This window comes from uncultured Marivirga sp. (genome assembly GCF_963974845.1).
GTDB classification, from domain to species: domain Bacteria; phylum Bacteroidota; class Bacteroidia; order Cytophagales; family Cyclobacteriaceae; genus Marivirga; species Marivirga harenae.
On record NZ_CAXBEQ010000002.1, the window covers coordinates 95,997 to 111,324 of the forward strand.

General features: G+C 39.3%; 22 protein-coding genes and 1 pseudogene. All 23 read left to right on the plus strand.

What is annotated here, in order from left to right; genetic code table 11:
* Positions 1–9: 9 nt before the first annotated feature.
* The 23 genes and pseudogenes from AAC601_RS04820 (at position 10) to AAC601_RS04930 (ending at position 15,263) form a co-directional block, all read left to right on the plus strand.
* Positions 10–474, plus strand: a complete 465-nt coding sequence (locus AAC601_RS04820) for a DUF302 domain-containing protein (protein ID WP_338374010.1) — start codon at positions 10–12, stop codon at positions 472–474.
* Positions 471–710, plus strand: a complete 240-nt coding sequence (locus tag AAC601_RS04825) for a hypothetical protein (protein ID WP_013454229.1) — start codon at positions 471–473, stop codon at positions 708–710. Before AAC601_RS04820 ends, AAC601_RS04825 begins: the two co-directional genes overlap by 4 nt.
* Positions 711–779: 69 nt before the next feature.
* Complete coding sequence (locus AAC601_RS04830; RefSeq protein ID WP_013454228.1) at positions 780–1,370, plus strand: hypothetical protein; 591 nt, start codon at positions 780–782, stop codon at positions 1,368–1,370.
* Between the two features lie 56 nt (positions 1,371–1,426).
* Positions 1,427–1,792, plus strand: coding sequence for a YHS domain-containing protein (locus AAC601_RS04835; protein WP_340152629.1), 366 nt, complete (start codon positions 1,427–1,429; stop codon positions 1,790–1,792).
* Positions 1,793–2,183: 391 nt separating this feature from the next.
* Complete coding sequence (locus AAC601_RS04840) at positions 2,184–2,870, plus strand: rhodanese-like domain-containing protein (RefSeq protein WP_013454226.1); 687 nt, start codon at positions 2,184–2,186, stop codon at positions 2,868–2,870.
* Positions 2,871–2,999: 129 nt separating this feature from the next.
* Entirely contained in the window at positions 3,000–3,212 is a 213-nt protein-coding gene (locus AAC601_RS04845) for an SHOCT domain-containing protein (RefSeq protein ID WP_013454225.1), read from the plus strand.
* Between the two features lie 3 nt (positions 3,213–3,215).
* Entirely contained in the window at positions 3,216–4,532 is a 1,317-nt protein-coding gene (locus AAC601_RS04850; RefSeq protein ID WP_013454224.1) for an APC family permease, read from the plus strand.
* Between the two features lie 11 nt (positions 4,533–4,543).
* Entirely contained in the window at positions 4,544–4,666 is a 123-nt protein-coding gene (locus AAC601_RS04855) for a hypothetical protein (protein ID WP_262492794.1), read from the plus strand.
* A 17-nt stretch (positions 4,667–4,683) separates the two neighbouring features.
* Entirely contained in the window at positions 4,684–6,378 is a 1,695-nt protein-coding gene (locus AAC601_RS04860) for a multicopper oxidase domain-containing protein (RefSeq protein ID WP_013454223.1), read from the plus strand.
* 63 nt (positions 6,379–6,441) lie between these two features.
* Complete coding sequence (locus tag AAC601_RS04865; protein WP_221406413.1) at positions 6,442–6,900, plus strand: hypothetical protein; 459 nt, start codon at positions 6,442–6,444, stop codon at positions 6,898–6,900.
* A gap of 35 nt (positions 6,901–6,935) precedes the next feature.
* Positions 6,936–7,157, plus strand: coding sequence for a hypothetical protein (locus tag AAC601_RS04870; protein ID WP_148230070.1), 222 nt, complete (start codon positions 6,936–6,938; stop codon positions 7,155–7,157).
* A gap of 255 nt (positions 7,158–7,412) precedes the next feature.
* Complete coding sequence (locus AAC601_RS04875) at positions 7,413–8,573, plus strand: permease (RefSeq protein ID WP_049784106.1); 1,161 nt, start codon at positions 7,413–7,415, stop codon at positions 8,571–8,573.
* 46 nt (positions 8,574–8,619) lie between these two features.
* Positions 8,620–8,922 carry a hypothetical protein gene (locus tag AAC601_RS04880; protein WP_041650609.1) on the plus strand — a complete coding sequence of 101 codons (303 nt, stop codon included), beginning with the start codon at positions 8,620–8,622 and terminating at the stop codon, positions 8,920–8,922.
* 95 nt (positions 8,923–9,017) lie between these two features.
* On the plus strand, positions 9,018–9,677 hold the full coding sequence (locus AAC601_RS04885) for a hypothetical protein (RefSeq protein ID WP_085516296.1): 660 nt from the start codon (positions 9,018–9,020) through the stop codon (positions 9,675–9,677).
* A gap of 112 nt (positions 9,678–9,789) precedes the next feature.
* Positions 9,790–10,254, plus strand: coding sequence for a hypothetical protein (locus AAC601_RS04890; RefSeq protein ID WP_340152630.1), 465 nt, complete (start codon positions 9,790–9,792; stop codon positions 10,252–10,254).
* Positions 10,255–10,488: 234 nt separating this feature from the next.
* Positions 10,489–11,352, plus strand: coding sequence for an AraC family transcriptional regulator (locus AAC601_RS04895; RefSeq protein ID WP_340152631.1), 864 nt, complete (start codon positions 10,489–10,491; stop codon positions 11,350–11,352).
* Positions 11,353–11,446: 94 nt separating this feature from the next.
* Positions 11,447–11,866 (plus strand): cytochrome c, encoded by a 420-nt coding sequence (locus AAC601_RS04900; RefSeq protein ID WP_340152632.1) that lies wholly within the window; start codon positions 11,447–11,449, stop codon positions 11,864–11,866.
* Positions 11,867–11,878: 12 nt separating this feature from the next.
* Complete coding sequence (locus AAC601_RS04905; RefSeq protein WP_340152633.1) at positions 11,879–13,048, plus strand: hypothetical protein; 1,170 nt, start codon at positions 11,879–11,881, stop codon at positions 13,046–13,048.
* An 11-nt stretch (positions 13,049–13,059) separates the two neighbouring features.
* On the plus strand, positions 13,060–13,377 hold the full coding sequence (locus AAC601_RS04910) for a hypothetical protein (protein WP_340152634.1): 318 nt from the start codon (positions 13,060–13,062) through the stop codon (positions 13,375–13,377).
* Positions 13,378–13,479: 102 nt separating this feature from the next.
* A pseudogene (locus AAC601_RS04915) lies at positions 13,480–14,229 on the plus strand (SDR family oxidoreductase).
* A gap of 98 nt (positions 14,230–14,327) precedes the next feature.
* Complete coding sequence (locus AAC601_RS04920) at positions 14,328–14,555, plus strand: heavy metal-associated domain-containing protein (protein ID WP_085516288.1); 228 nt, start codon at positions 14,328–14,330, stop codon at positions 14,553–14,555.
* A gap of 157 nt (positions 14,556–14,712) precedes the next feature.
* Complete coding sequence (locus AAC601_RS04925; protein WP_340152635.1) at positions 14,713–14,925, plus strand: SHOCT domain-containing protein; 213 nt, start codon at positions 14,713–14,715, stop codon at positions 14,923–14,925.
* Entirely contained in the window at positions 14,922–15,263 is a 342-nt protein-coding gene (locus AAC601_RS04930; RefSeq protein ID WP_085516286.1) for a P-II family nitrogen regulator, read from the plus strand. The genes AAC601_RS04925 and AAC601_RS04930 overlap by 4 nt, the downstream gene beginning before the upstream one ends.
* The last annotated feature ends 65 nt before the right edge of the window (positions 15,264–15,328 follow it).

Consider the following 15,328-nt stretch of genomic DNA (forward strand, 5'->3'; position numbering starts at 1 on the left):
CTTCCTGTCATGAGCGATAAAAATAAAATAGCTAAGGAAAATTATAAGGAAAGCATGGAGACCAGCTATTGCATCAGCAAGAGGTTCGGTTCCATGACCTTCCAGGAAGCTATCGATTATTCCAAAAAGGCTTTTGAAAATAATGGTTTTGAAGTAGTCATGCACTTTGACTTACAGAATCATATTAAAAAAAAACTAGATGAAGACATCAGGCGATATACACTCTTGGGCATGTGCAATGCTGCATTAGCAATAGATGCACTGTCCGTAGAAAACAAAGTGGGTATCATGCTTCCCTGCAATATCATCATTCAGGAAACCGGAGAAGAGGGCGTGCTGGAAGTAGCTGTAACCGACCCGTTGGCCGCATTGGAGATAGCTGATAATGGAAAACTAAAATCACTCGGAAAGAGGGCTAAGGACCAATTGCAAAAAGCATTAAATGAAGTTGAACATCAAAACAATAAATTATGAAAAAGACAAAAGATCAAATTTTAAATGTCCTAATGGTCATGCTGGTTGGTGTTTTTGCCACTGCGTGCAATAATCCCGGGGGAAATGGAAACCAGGATCATGGCGATGTTATGGAGGATAACCAGACCGAAATGATGGAAGGTGATAATGATCACATGCATGAGGATGGGCAGTCTGACGAACACATAATGAGCGATACCACTTCGATGGACATGAACGATGAAATGGAACGATGATAGTACCCTGTATGGTACAACATATTCCAAATTGAAAATAAATCTATTTTTTAACTAAACAATAAAATCATGTATACTAAAATCTTAACAACTGCTACTACTCTATTCTTCTTTTCACTAAGTACCATTATGCATGCGCAAAACGTGGAAAAAATGATGAAAAAAGAGAATAAGCAGCAAGAGGTATTCACTACTATTATGAATGATAGTGAGATGATGAACAAATTCATGCAACAACTCTCCAGTAACCCTGAAGCGATGAAGGCCATGCATCAGCAAATGATGCAAAACCAGGAGCACAGAAAGATGATGATGAAAGATATGATGGGAAATAGGGAGGAAGGCCAGATGATGATGCAACAGATGATGGCCAATAAAGAAAAAAAGCAGATGATGATGGAAAACATGATGGGTGACAAAGAGGGTAGAAAACAAATGATGGAGAAAATGATGGGAGATAAATCCATGAAAGACATGATGATGCAACAGTTGATGGAAAAACACCACGACCAAATGATGGAGAAAATGATGGATAATCCCGAAATGATGAAGAAGATGATGCAAAAAATGCATGACAAAGGCATGATGGACAAAAGTTCAATGATGAAGGGGAATGAAATGATGGATAAAATGAAAGATAGTGCTCAAGATCATCATTAAAAATACAATAGTACACAGTATAACAATCTTTGTATTCATTATTAAAAAGTAACACTATGAAATACTTCAAACAATCCAATAGGATGGCAGTATATTTGGCTTTGATGTCATTATTGCTTACTCAGGTCTCTTGTAGCAGCAGTCAACATATAGCTCTTGCAGCAGGTCAACACATGGACCCAACGTGCGGAATAGTTGTTAACGAGCATACGGCTATTTCTTATTCTTACCAAGGGACTATCTACTATTTTGATACAGAAGAGTGTCTTTCGGTGTTTAAGAAAAATCCAAATAATTTTATCAAGGATTCACGTGGAAACTGGAATGTAAATGCTTCACATATGGGTTGGTGGCTTCCTGCGACAGGGGGTATAATGGTGGTTGGGATGACTCTGGCTATGATTCTTGGATTAAATCATTAAAACAAACATGAAATACTACGATGTTTGGATGGACTGTATTGCTCATCTGGCTTATTAGTCTTGGGAATTCCGATATACTTGGTAAGGCAGGTAATAAAGAGTGGCACTGGACAACATCGAAAGATAGCTATGCTGAGAACGAAATCAACATGGTTGAGATTTAGGAAATAACGACTTAACTGGAGAAATGATACTGAACTCAAAAATATACAAGTCAAGTGTTTTTCCCGACAATCCTCATTTCCGGTATAGTGTGACATTGTATTAGAGTATTAAGAGTGGTCAAAAAAAAGAAACAATTAGTGTTATCGAATTTGTTAATGAAGATAAATTGCCGTAGCGAGGAGGTAATACTAGAGAGAAATAGATTTTTTAATTTAAGAAGATTTTTATGGAAATTTCAATAGCTGCAACCAAGACGTGTCCACACCGGCCAATTCTTGAAAATGAGCTTAAGCATGCACGGCTGCCATTCAAAGTAATTTACTTTGATGAGCATCCAGAACTGCTTGAAAAATATCAATTAAAACATTCCCCATTGTTGATAGTAGATGAGCAAGTAGAATCTATAGGCATGCCAGGAATGGAAAAAATAGAAGAGTTAAAAACAAGAAATGTGGACCTATCGCAAATAAGAATCCCTAAAAGGGATAATAACCACATGATCCCCAACCGTGTAAAAGCTGAGCCGGGTTTAGTAGAGGTTGATACTACGTGGGGAAGTATCCAGCCAATGCAGGTTGCACATGGTGTCCTTACAGTTGAAGAATTGAAAGTACATTATCACCAAAAAATGAATCTGCCTATTATTGATGCGCGAAAACCAGATACAAATGACGCAATAAGCATTGCTGGTTCAAAGAATATTCCTTTCGATGAAGTGGTAAAAAGAATAGATGAAATAGATAAAAATCATCCCAGTATATTTTTTTGTAATGGCCCGCAATGCCCTCAATCTTCAACAGCTATAAAGAACCTTTTGAAGGCAGGCTATCCAGCTGATAAAATTTTATATTATAGAGGAGGGATGCATGACTGGATTACATTAGGTTTACCAGTAGAGGAAATCTCTGTATAAAAATGATGAGCGAAAAAGAAGTAAGGCTCAGGCTCAACATTGACAGGCTTGTACAATCTATTTTATCAAGTGAACCTATAGAGCATGTAAAATATTTGTAATTGTTACACTAAATAAATATATAAGGTTATGATGTACGGATGGATTATTGGGGTAATACTCATTGTAGTTTTAATTGTGGCGTTGGGCAGGGGCGGTATCTTCCAAAAGAACAGCGGAGAAACTGCTGACAGTCACCATGATGATTCAGCAATGGAGACACTCAAAAACCGCTATGCCAGAGGAGAAATTGACAAAGCGGAGTTTGAAGAAAAAAAAGCAGAACTGAAAAAGACCAAATAGAAAGTGGGAAAATATAAGAAGAACAGCCTATCACTCACAGGAGCTATCTCTTTAGGTACCGGGGTGATGATTGGAGCAGCTATTTTTGCCTTGCTGGGACAAGTGGCTGAATTATCCGGTTCATTGTTTCCGATAGCTTTTCTGGTCGGAGCAATCATAGCAGGGTTTAGTGCATATGCCTATATAAAGATGTCAAATGCTTATCCTTCAGCCGGGGGTATAGCCATGTACTTAAAGAAGGCTTATGGTAAAGGTATTACCACGGCTGTAGCTGCGCTATTGATGGCTTTCGCCATGGTCATTAACCAGAGCTTGGTAGCACGTACATTCGGGTCTTATACCATGCAGTTATTTGATGGGAATCAGAACGATTTTTGGATACCCTTGCTGGGTGTGATTTTATTGGTCATCACTTTTTTGATCAATCTTGCTGGCAATAAGGTCATCGACAGAGTTTCCTTCTTCATGGCAATCATCAAGGTTGGCGGTATAGCCATTTTTGCGATTGGTGGACTTTGGGCGGCTGGTTTTTCATTTGGAGAAGCTATTCCTTCAGAAATCTCAGGTGACTATTCCGTAGGGAGTTACTTAGGTGCCCTCGCGCTTGCTATCCTGGCTTACGCAGGATTTACCACCATCACCAATAGCGGTGAAGAAATTGTTGAGCCTCACAAGAATGTAGGAAGGGCGATATGGATATCACTGATTATCTGTACCATTGTCTATTTGCTGGTCGCATTTGCGGTATCAGTCAATCTTTCCGTTCCCAAGATTATAGAGGCAAAAGACTACTCCCTGGCTGAAGCGGCCAGGCCGGCTTTCGGAAAATATGGCCTATGGTTCACTGTTGGAATCGCCATCATTGCTACCGTATCCAGTGTTTTGGCCAACGTGTTCGCTATTTCCAGAATGACTACGATGCTTACCGAAATGAAGCTGATACCTCATAAGCATTTTGGTATGCCGGGTAACCTGCAACAGCATATGTTGACTTATACCATAGTCATCGCCATTGCACTAACCATATTTTTTGATCTCAGCAGGATTGCATCTTTAGGAGCAATTTTTTACCTTATTATGGATATTATTATACAATGGGGTGTCTTTAAACATTTACGGAAAGAAATAAAGGCTAATGGAGCCATACTTTTAGCTACTATTGTGCTTGACGTAGTTGTTTTGGCAGCCTTCATTTGGATGAAAGCACAGAGTGACATGCTACTGATTATAGTATCGGCAGTTTTGCTAACCCTGATTATCGCAGGTGAAAAGTGGTTTTTGAAAATGAGGAAATTTAAGGTGGAATCAAGTAATAACTAAAACAGAAAATCATGATGGATCAGGGAACAAATTTTGGTATGCACGGTGGAGGCTGGATGTGGCTCTTTTGGGGGCTGTTGCTGGTAGTGCTGGTGCTTTTGATTGTCTGGTTGGTAAAGCAGATACGCAAATAATTTAAACCTAAAGAGATATGAAAGAACCTTTCAGAATAAACAGAAGAAAATTCTTGGCAAAGGCTGGAGCAGGGGCTGCGGTAACCATGATATGGCCTTTCTTTTCTTCCTGTGACAGTCAATCTTCTACTACAGCAAAGCCTAAACTCAGCAAGGATTTTCAGCCTGATATAGATTTGGAACTGAAAGCGGTTCAGCGCGACTTATCTATTTTACCAGGCTCAAAAACAAAGGTGTGGGTGTATGAAGGAAAATTAATTAAGGGCAACAAAGAGGCACTCCTACCCTTGCAAGGGAGCTATCTGGGACCGATTATCAAAGTACGTAAAGGGCAGAAAGTCCGTATTCGCTTTCAAAATGACTTGCCGGAAGAGAGTATTGTCCACTGGCATGGCATGCATGTGCCGGAACGGTACGATGGCCACCCGCAAGATGTAATTGATAGTGGAGAAACATACATCTACGAATATGAAGTAATGAACCGGGCAGGCACCTATTGGTTTCATCCCCATCCACATGGACGCACCGGTCCACAGGTGTATAATGGTCTGGCAGGCCTTCTACTGGTCACCGATGAGGAAGAACAGCAACTCAACTTACCGCAAGGGGAGTTTGATCTTCCGGTCGTGATCCAAGACCGAACTTTTGATGATAATAATCAACTGGTCTATCTTGAAAATGGCCAGATGGGCCGCATGACTGGGTTTTTAGGAAACCGGATACTGATTAATGGCAGACCTGAACAAAGGTTAAACCTGAAAGCAGGTTGCAAATACAGGTTGAGGTTACTGAACGGGTCAAACTCAAGGATCTACAAACTGGCCTGGGAAGATGGAAGTCCAGTGACTGTTTTTGGCATGGACGGAAGCTTGTTAAATGCACCCAAAGAATTATCCTATCTCATGCTCGGCCCGGCAAAAAGGGCGGACGTTTGGCTGGACTTGACCAACAAACCCGAAGGCACTGAATTGACCATGAAAAACACATCTTTCCCTCTTGAGTTAATGTCTGGTGGAATGATGGGCAATGGAGGAATGATGGAAGGTGCTAAAAGTGTCCTGCCACAAGGTAGCGAATATCCTGTGTTTACCGTGCTTGCCAATGCTTCGGGGAGTAATGATTATACCTTACCGCGGCAATTAGCTCAGCCGGATTACATTGACCCCTCAACTGCTGGAAATCTAAACGCCCCGCGGCAATTTACCTTCGCGATGGGCCACATGGAATGGACGATTAACGGACGTACCTGGGAAACGACTGAAGTAGCTGATGAAGAAATCGTCAAGCTTGGAAGCATTGAAGTTTGGGAACTGATCAATGGCGGAGGTATGATGGACAATGATGACGATGGTGGCGGCATGATGGATGGTCACGGCACGATGGATAATGGGGGCATGATGAGAGGTGACGATGGTATGATGAGCGGGGGAGGAATGATGGGCAATATGATGCAGATGCCCCACCCGATCCATATTCACCAGGTGCAGTTCAATATTTTAGAAAGAAATGTCACTGATGTAGATCCCCAATTATGGGATGCCGTAAAAGATGGTTTTGTTGATGAAGGCTGGCACGATACCGTTTTGTTGATGCCGGGGATGAGTGCCAAAGTTATCATGCAGTTCAAAGATTTTAAAGGCTTGTTTGTATACCACTGCCACAATCTGGAGCATGAGGACATGGGAATGATGCGAAATTTTAAAATAGTGTAAGTAATGGATAATCTAAGCTTTGGTATTTTTGTTGTGCCGATTATTACGTTAACGTTGATTATAATGTTATATATCCATTTTTTCAGGAAGGCAGCAGATAAGCGTAATTATCAGTATTTCGTAGCTAGAACATCTGTTGTAGCTTTTGTGCTAAATTTTGGCTGGGAGGTAGCTCACGGATTTTTGTATGAAAATTTTCAATACGATCTTGAACACGTTTCTTTTTGTGCATTGGCCTCAATAGCGGATGTGCTCATGGTTCTGGTTTTACTCTTCTTATTCGGACTTATATACAACAACGTTTATTGGATCAGACGTTTAAAATTTACCAGAACTTTACTATTAGTACTTGTAGGGTTTCTAGGGGCTATTTTAGGTGAGTTTTGGCATACATGGCGAGGAGATTGGTCATATGCTGATACGATGCCAATGCTTCCTCTCATAGAAGTTGGCCTTTCACCAGTCCTACAATTTTCTATTTTACCGTTGATCATATTTCTCATAAGCAGAAGAAAAATATGAATGGGGTAGTATACTACTATTTTAGACTTTTAATTATGAAGCACGAAAAACAAGCAAAATTAAATAAAGTAAAAGGACAAATTGGCTATGCCATGATGTGGTTTTTTTTAGCTGGATTAATTGAAACACTTATGTATTTAGGTAAAATTGAAATGTTTATCTACCATATCGTTGCTTTAGCTCTATCTGCTGTCGGGTGTTTTAAAGTTTTCAAAGGATTTGAGAATTATAAGCATTACAAAAATGAAGGTAAATAAGAAAATTTTTACCTGTAAGCTAATTTCGAATAATCATCCGTTTAACCATTTAATGTTATGAAAAATACGAGATCATAGCTCGAAAAAAAGGCCAAAAGGAAGGGATTGAAGTGCTTCGTTTGATTCAAAAAGTTTACCTGAATAATGAAATTATTGTGGCCTAAAGCTATTTTATAAAATTTCAATAAAGACAATCAAATCATGGGAATTATGAATGATATATTAGATCTGTAGGGAGAATCCTCAAAAACTGCAATTGGGTTTTTCTGGAAATCAGGCTGGGCTTTTGTGTTAGGATATATAATAAGCTCAATGATTCAGGCCTTTGTTCCAAAGAAGAAATTGACTCAGCAAATGGGTAAAGGAAATGTTAAAAGTATTTCACTCTCTACTTTGTTTGGTTCCATTTCTTCTTCCTGCTCATTTGCTGCCTTAGCAGCAGCGAGGTCTCTTTTTCAAAAAGGAGCACATTTCATAAGTACGGTCGCATTTATGTTTGCTTCCACCAATCTAGTCATTGAGCTTGGTATCCTTATATTCATTTTCTTAGGGTGGCAGTTTATAGTAGCTGAAGTAATAGGAGGACTAATTTTGATAACTATTAGTGGACTTATCATCAAGCTTACGTCCCCTAAAAAATGGATTAAAGCTGCCAGAGAGAAAGTTGAGGATGAATCTGCCGAAGAGGAGGATTTTGATTGGAAGGAAAGGATTAAGTCGAAAGAGGGCTGGTTTTTAGTGGGAAAGAAATTTGTGATGGAATGGAAAATGGCCTGGGAGGATATTCTTATTGGCTTTACCATCGCGGGGTTCGTTTCTGTATTAGTCCCTCAGTCTTTTTGGGAAGCAATTTTTTTAAATGGTATGCAGGGGGAATTACCTGATTTTGTGATCCGGCTGGAAAACGCGCTGGTAGCCCCATTTGTAGCGGCAGCTACATTCATTGGATCCATGGGAAACATACCGCTGGCGACTGTGCTCAACGAGAACGGCATTCTGTTTGCCGGATTGATGGGCTTTATTTACTCTGACTTAATGGTGCCACCGCTGGTCAATATGAATAGAAAATATTATGGTACCCGCATAGCCCTTTACATTGCAGGGGTGATGTACGTCAGCATCGTCATTACGGCATTGATCCTCAATTATAGCTTTGATCTATTAGGCGTATTACCCGAAGGCAGCCGGAAAGTAAAAGAAGTGACACAATTCAAGATTGATTACACTTTCTATTTTAACATCGTGTTTGCTGCATTTACTGCACTCATGCTATACTTCAATTTCAGGACAAAAAAGATGGAAACCGATGGAGGCCATGATCATGAACACGGAGGTGGCGGTATTTCTTTCAAAAGAGTCGTTGTATATACTTTCGTACTGATTGTGGGCATTGGCTTGGTAATATTCCTTTTATAATCCGTTGAATGGCATGGTAACTGGGATGAATTTCAAAAAGAAAAAAATGAAAACCTACGAAACACTATCTGAAGCATTAAAAGACCTGAAAGAAAGAGGATATTCCAACGATTTTAATCTCAAACCGCATTGTATTGAATGCCCGGCCGATAAGCTCGAGCTACATCCTGAGCAGTTTGAAGTAAAAGAAGTATATCGGTTTGAAGGCATGAGCAACCCGGATGATAACTCCATTCTTTACGCCATTAAATCTACCGATGGACTTAAAGGCGTATTAGTAGATGCCTATGGTGTTTATTCCGAAGCGTTGAGTGAAGCAATGATCAATAAATTGGTTGTTAATCGCTAGTCGGCTGAAGAATATTATACATCTAAGTTGAGATTTTGTACTGAAGTTTCCAGGCAAAGGGCATAGCTTTAAATTTTCTTAATTATTGAAGGGCTATGAAAAAATTAGGACTACTATTATACTTCATGTTGTCATGCATTGTGCTCTCTGCTCATGAAGGGGAGAAACATGAAAAAAGCACAAAAGAAGATTCCACACATTTGGAGCAGCCCCAAGTGGATTATTCTCATATACAAGCACAACAGGAGCATGAACACGATGAGCATGAGACTAAGAAAGTCACAGCAGACCTGGACGATTTCCCTAATCTGCATCCGCTTATGGTTCACTTCCCAATCGTATTGTTATTGATTGGAGCTGTCTTAGCTATTGTTAACGTGATTCTCCTAAAAAAAGAAGTAGATTGGGTCATCACGGGAATGGTTTTAGTAGGTGCGTTGGGTGCTTATCTTTCAGGGAGAACGTTCCACCCACACACACATGATTTAACGGAGCATGCGAAACAGGTGCTTGCGCAGCATGATCTATGGGCCGACTGGACTATATACTTGAGCATTGCCGGCTTTGTGGCTCAGGCGGTCAGTCAATTTATTTTTAGACAGAAACGTTGGGCTGTAGCAGTGGTTGCCTTGTTACTTATTGCTTCCGGCTATGCGGTGTCGCGCACCGGTCATTACGGGGCACAACTGGTACATATAGAAGCGGTAGGACCGCAAGGCAAATTCCTTGAATCTACAGAAGGACATGCTCATTGAAATTTTTTGTCAATATAGTGACTTATATCATGTTTTTACTTAACATTTATCATTTGATTTATACCTGATTTTTACCGACATTTATGCAGTAGTTATCACTTCTATTGGTATGATGATAAAATTGCACAACATAAAACAATACATAGTAACCTTGCTCCTCACAGGTTTTATTAGTGTATTTGTTTGTGATGCTTTTTGTAATTTTGGAGTGATTTCTTGGGGCAATTACCCAACTAGTACTAATGAGATGGTTCATCATTCAATAAAAGTATATGACCTTGATGATCATCACAATGCCCCTAAAGATCATCATCACGATGATAAGCATAGCCATGATGCTGACGAGGAGGAGTGCTGTGACGAAGTAGTGAATAACCTGTATGCCTCATTAATCAAATATGAGTTGAAGCAAACACCAGTTGAGGCTCCAGCCTTTCAAATGCTTTATCGTATTTATAATTTAGATGTTGAAGCAGAGATCTTTAATAAACAATTACTCCCGTTTTTATATACCAATTTGCCACCACCCGTTAGTGGTAACCATATTCGTATTTTTATTCAATCCTTCCTCAATTAGCATTCATCTGTTAGGCTAATCATGAAGTTTGCCATTTTCTAGCTTCCATGCTTTTTCAGCCTTATTCTATTCTTTTCAAAAATTCTTAATCACTTTTTCTGCGCAGAGCAATCTATTGCCGGCCAAAAATTATTGTTGAAGTAATTCATTTCGCAATAAGCAAAGATTTTAACCGGCCCATACTCCTTCACTGGATTTAATCCAGGATCAGAAGAAGTTTAACCCCTATAACAGATGAAAACATTAAATCTGAACATTAAAAATATGGTATGTCCGAGATGCATTCTGGTTGTAAAAAATGAATTAGAGGAACTCGGAGCATTTATTTCAACAATTCAGCTTGGCCATGCTACAATACAAGTGCCTGAGACCCTGACCAAAGATAAAATTGCGTCCAGATTAGATACTTATGGCTTTGAACTTCTTGAAGACAAAGAAGAAATCCTGATGGAACAGATTAAGCTTGGAATTCAACATTATATAGAAATGCTGGAAAAATCTACCAAAGAGATCATGTTGTCTGATTTTCTGGCACACGAAATAGGTAAAAACTACAATTTTCTAAGCAAGCTCTTTTCAAAGATTGAAGGACTTACAATAGAGGCCTACTACATAAACAAAAGAGTGGATAGGGTAAAAGAGCTTATAAAGTATGATGAACTTAACTTAAGTGAGATTGCTTTTAAGCTCGGATACAGTTCTGTTCATTACCTATCCAGCCAATTTAAGCGCGTTGCTGGTTTTTCTGTAACTGATTATAAAGAAGTAATGAGAAGCGAGAACCGATACTACAAGAACTTATCTGATGCCCTAGGCAAATTAAGAGAAAAGGGCTATACCTATAACTTCAACAGAAAGGATGATTGTGTGGAATGCAAGGATTTGTGCGCCAGTTTTCAGATTGAGGAATTGAATATTTCAGAGTTCTACCGGTTTGATGAAAATGAAGATGCAGCAGGTAAGTCTGTCATTTATGGTATAGAAACAAAAGATGGCTTGAAAGGACTACTTATTGACAATAGCAATCTTCAAAACAGGGAGTTTTTAAGGAGGCTTTCTGATAAGTTAAAAGATGAGCCTAATGAAAAAAGGGATTGAAAGAAATGATCTAAATCTCGTACAATAAAGACAAGATTTCGAAAAAGGAACCTCCTTTTTTTCACTTACATTCATTAATATAAAAAGCAATACTATGAATCATACCAATTTTGAGTTTAAGTTTTTGAAAGTTCCAATTTTGACCGTAGCCACTGTTTTAATAGTAGGATTTATACCTATTCAGCAAACAGTAGAATGGAAGGCTCCAAAAGAGGCTGATGCATTAAAAAACCCTTATAAAGGAGGCTCTGAGGACATCAAAGCTGGCAAAAAGATTTTTGCCAATATGTGCACCATTTGTCATGGTGATAAAGGTAGAGGAGATGGTGTAGCTGGTGCAGCGCTCAATCCAAAACCAACCAACTTGACCACAAAGACCTTCAACGACCAAAGTGACGGAGCCATTTTTTGGAAAATTACAGAAGGCCGAGCACCGATGGCATCCTACAAAGCCACACTTTCTGAAGAGAATAGGTGGCAATTGGTTAACTATTTAAGAACACTGAAAAAATAAAACGTTTGACTTATGAAGTATAGATGGTTTTTAAGTTCCATGTTGATTATAATTGTGTTATTTGAATCAAAGGCACAAAATCAACAGAAATTATTCGATCCCAAACCAGGTAACAGTCGATTTTTGATGCGTGGCTATTCAGATGCAACCTTCATGTCTAATGACGAAGAAACTACCTTTGGTAATGCACGATTTGTACCCTTATTTCTTTACAAGCAATCGGATAAACTGTTCTTCGAAGGTGAATTGGAATTTGCCGTAGAGGATGGTGAACTAGAAGTAGCACTAGAGTATGCCAATTTCAATTATAGCCTCGCCCCCAACCTAAACCTAAGAGCCGGTAAAATTCTTATCCCGTTTGGGATATTTTTCGATAGGTTGCATCCATCCTGGATTAATCGCTTACCTACGGTGCCACTTGGCTATGGTCATGATGGAATTCTCCCAACCTCAGATTTAGGGGTGGAATTAAGGGGCGCATCTTACCTGGCAGGGATGAAGTTCAATTATTCAGTTTACGTAATGAACGGCCCTCGCATAGAGGATGGAGAAGAAGAAGCGGACGAAGTAGGAATGATCGTGCACGAAGGTCAAGAGGACAACAACAATAACAAGGCATTAGGTGGCCGATTAGGCCTGTTCCCTTTCAGAGATCAGTCGTTGGAAATCGGTTTTTCTGCTCAATCAGCCAAGCTCGGTGACCGCGACTCTGATTTGGAAGATATTGGCGCCTTGTTGTATGCTTTTGACTGGACTTACGTAAGAAAAGTATCCATTCTGGGCGGGGTGATTGACCTTAAAGGCCAGCTCAACTTCATTAATATCGATGACCAAACTTATGAAGTTGAAGAAGATAGCGTGATGGAATCCTACACTTTCGACAACCAGTCCAACTCAACTTTCTTCCAGCTTGGTTATCGTCCCACTTTTGGGTCAAGCCAATTTGTCAAAAATTTGGAGCTTGTAGGACGCTATTCCACTTTAAATACACCAGAAGAAGCCCCCTGGGAATCTGAAAGTACGCAATTGGCAATAGGGCTCAACTATTGGATTGATTGGAGAACGGCTATCAAGTTTGCTTACCAGATAGACAACGTAATCGGGGGGCATGTTGAAGACGCTGAGACATCCGTAGCGCTGGATATAAATACCTTTTATATTCAATGGACCTTAGGCTTTTAAAACTTAAAATCATGAAAAAAATCAATAAAATAATATTATTAGTTACTGTTGTTGTTTTTGTGACAATAATTTTTACGCAATGCGCCACGCAGCAAAATGCCACAAGCACTGAAAGTACGAGTTTTGCCAAAGGAGTACCAGAATATGTCTTGCAAAAAAGTGGCGCCCAGCTCTGGGCAGAGTCCTGTATCAGATGTCATAATACGGCATCTCCAGCAACTTTTAGTGATACAGAATGGGATGTAGCAATCAAACATATGGAGATAAGGGCACAGCTAACCAAAGTGGAAGCAGAAAAAGTTTTGGAATTTTTAAAATCAGCCAACTAATAAGAATAATTAAACCACTGGAAGAACAAATCAAAATCAGACTTTAAAATTTTTGCTTGTAAAATTCCGATTGAAAAGGCTTTCTTTTCTTTAGACATAAAATTGTATGACCTAAAAATATTAGCAGAAAGTTTATTTAATGAAGCCAATTCTGGAATTGGAAAAGCCACCGGACTAGAAGCCGCAAGGGAAGGCGCCACAGTAGTTGTGGCAGATCTTCCTGGAAATGATCATGAACAAACCTTAAATGAAATTAGGGCATTGGGTGCTAAATGCTTTTTCGTACCCATTGATGTATCAGATGTTAATAGTGTAAAGAAGGCTATTAATTTAACGGTTGAAAAATGTGAAAGGCTTGATATAGCTTTTAATAACGCAGGTATTGGAAGCCCTTATTCCGGCATTCATGATATGCCAGAAGATGTTTGGGATAAAATAATCAGTGTGAACCTCACAGGGCAATTCTACTGTCTAAAATATGAACTGCAGCAATTCCTTAAACAAGGAGGAGGAGTAATTGTCAATATGTCTTCTTTAGGTGGCCTAAAAGCAGAACCTGGATTGGTACCCTATACTGCTGCAAAACATGGTGTGCTTGGCACTACAAAAAATATAGCCATTCAATATGCGACTCAGAATATTCGCGCAAATGCGCTGTGATCCTATTATGTTGAAACACCCTTGCTCAGTGCAGCCCCTGAGAAAATACGCAAACAATGGGTAGACGCTACACCTATGAAACGCCTGTGCACTCCAGAAGAAGTGGCGAAAGCTTTCATCTATCTAGCATCTGCCGATTCGAGGTATTGCAACGGCACTCAATTGGGATTAGATGGAGGGGTATTTGCATAAAGTAGCGCTAGAAAATCAGAAAAACACGCAGAAAAGAGATTCAGTAGTAAAGGCAAAAAAGGCAATAATAAAAACAGTAAAATCTAAAATCAAATAGCATGAAAAAGAGATATGAATTACAAGGAATGAGTTGTGGCGGTTGCGTGAACAGTGTAAAGAAGGCATTGCTTCAAGTCCCCGATGTTTCAAATGTGGAAATACAATTGCGTCCACCGGGTGCAGTTATTACCCTCAACAAACCCATTACTCTTGAGGAATTACAAGCCGAGCTAAAAAAAGCAGGACATTACACCATTAAAGAAGATATTTCAAACGCATCAGCGTAAAATAGAAGCTGAATAAAAATAAATCGACTGATGTTTGCAAAATATCATACATCAAAGACAAGATATCAAAAATAGAGAGCGGTACTTTCTCGTAATTTTGAATAACAACCGACAATCAAAGGTTGATAAATTATTTGAAATCATAAAATAAGAAATCATGCATTGGTTTGAAGGACACTATTGGGGTATGCACATCATCTGGTGGGTGATCTGGGTGATATTTATAATCTGGATTTTCGCCACACCATGGGATATACCCGGACAAAGAACGAAAAAGGAAACTCCATTGGATCTTTTGAAAAAGAGATACGCTAAAGGAGAGATCAGCAAAGAAGAATATGAAGATATAAAAAAGACCTTGTTAAAATGAAGGAAATTAAAGCTTTCGTCAGGCCGAATCGATTACCTGATATTGTAAATCATTTGCGTGAAGAAGGAATTTGTTGCCTAACCGTCTTTGAAGGAGAGGGAACTGGGCACTACACGGATGAACGGAAGGATTTTCCGTCTTTGCGGCACCCATTTTCACATGCTAAAATAGCAAAACTGGAAGTTGTTTTACCTGATAAGGAAGTGAAGACAGCACTACAGATTATACATCAAAATGGAAAAACAGCCCACTCAGGGGACGGCATTATTTATATCACAGAGGTTAGTGATATGGTCAAAGTAAAAACTTTAAAACCCGACTTACATAACAAGGATTGATCCTACAGTGATATTTAAAGAAATTTTTTGGGTTTCTTTTAAGGGATCACCTTAAGCAAAGTAGT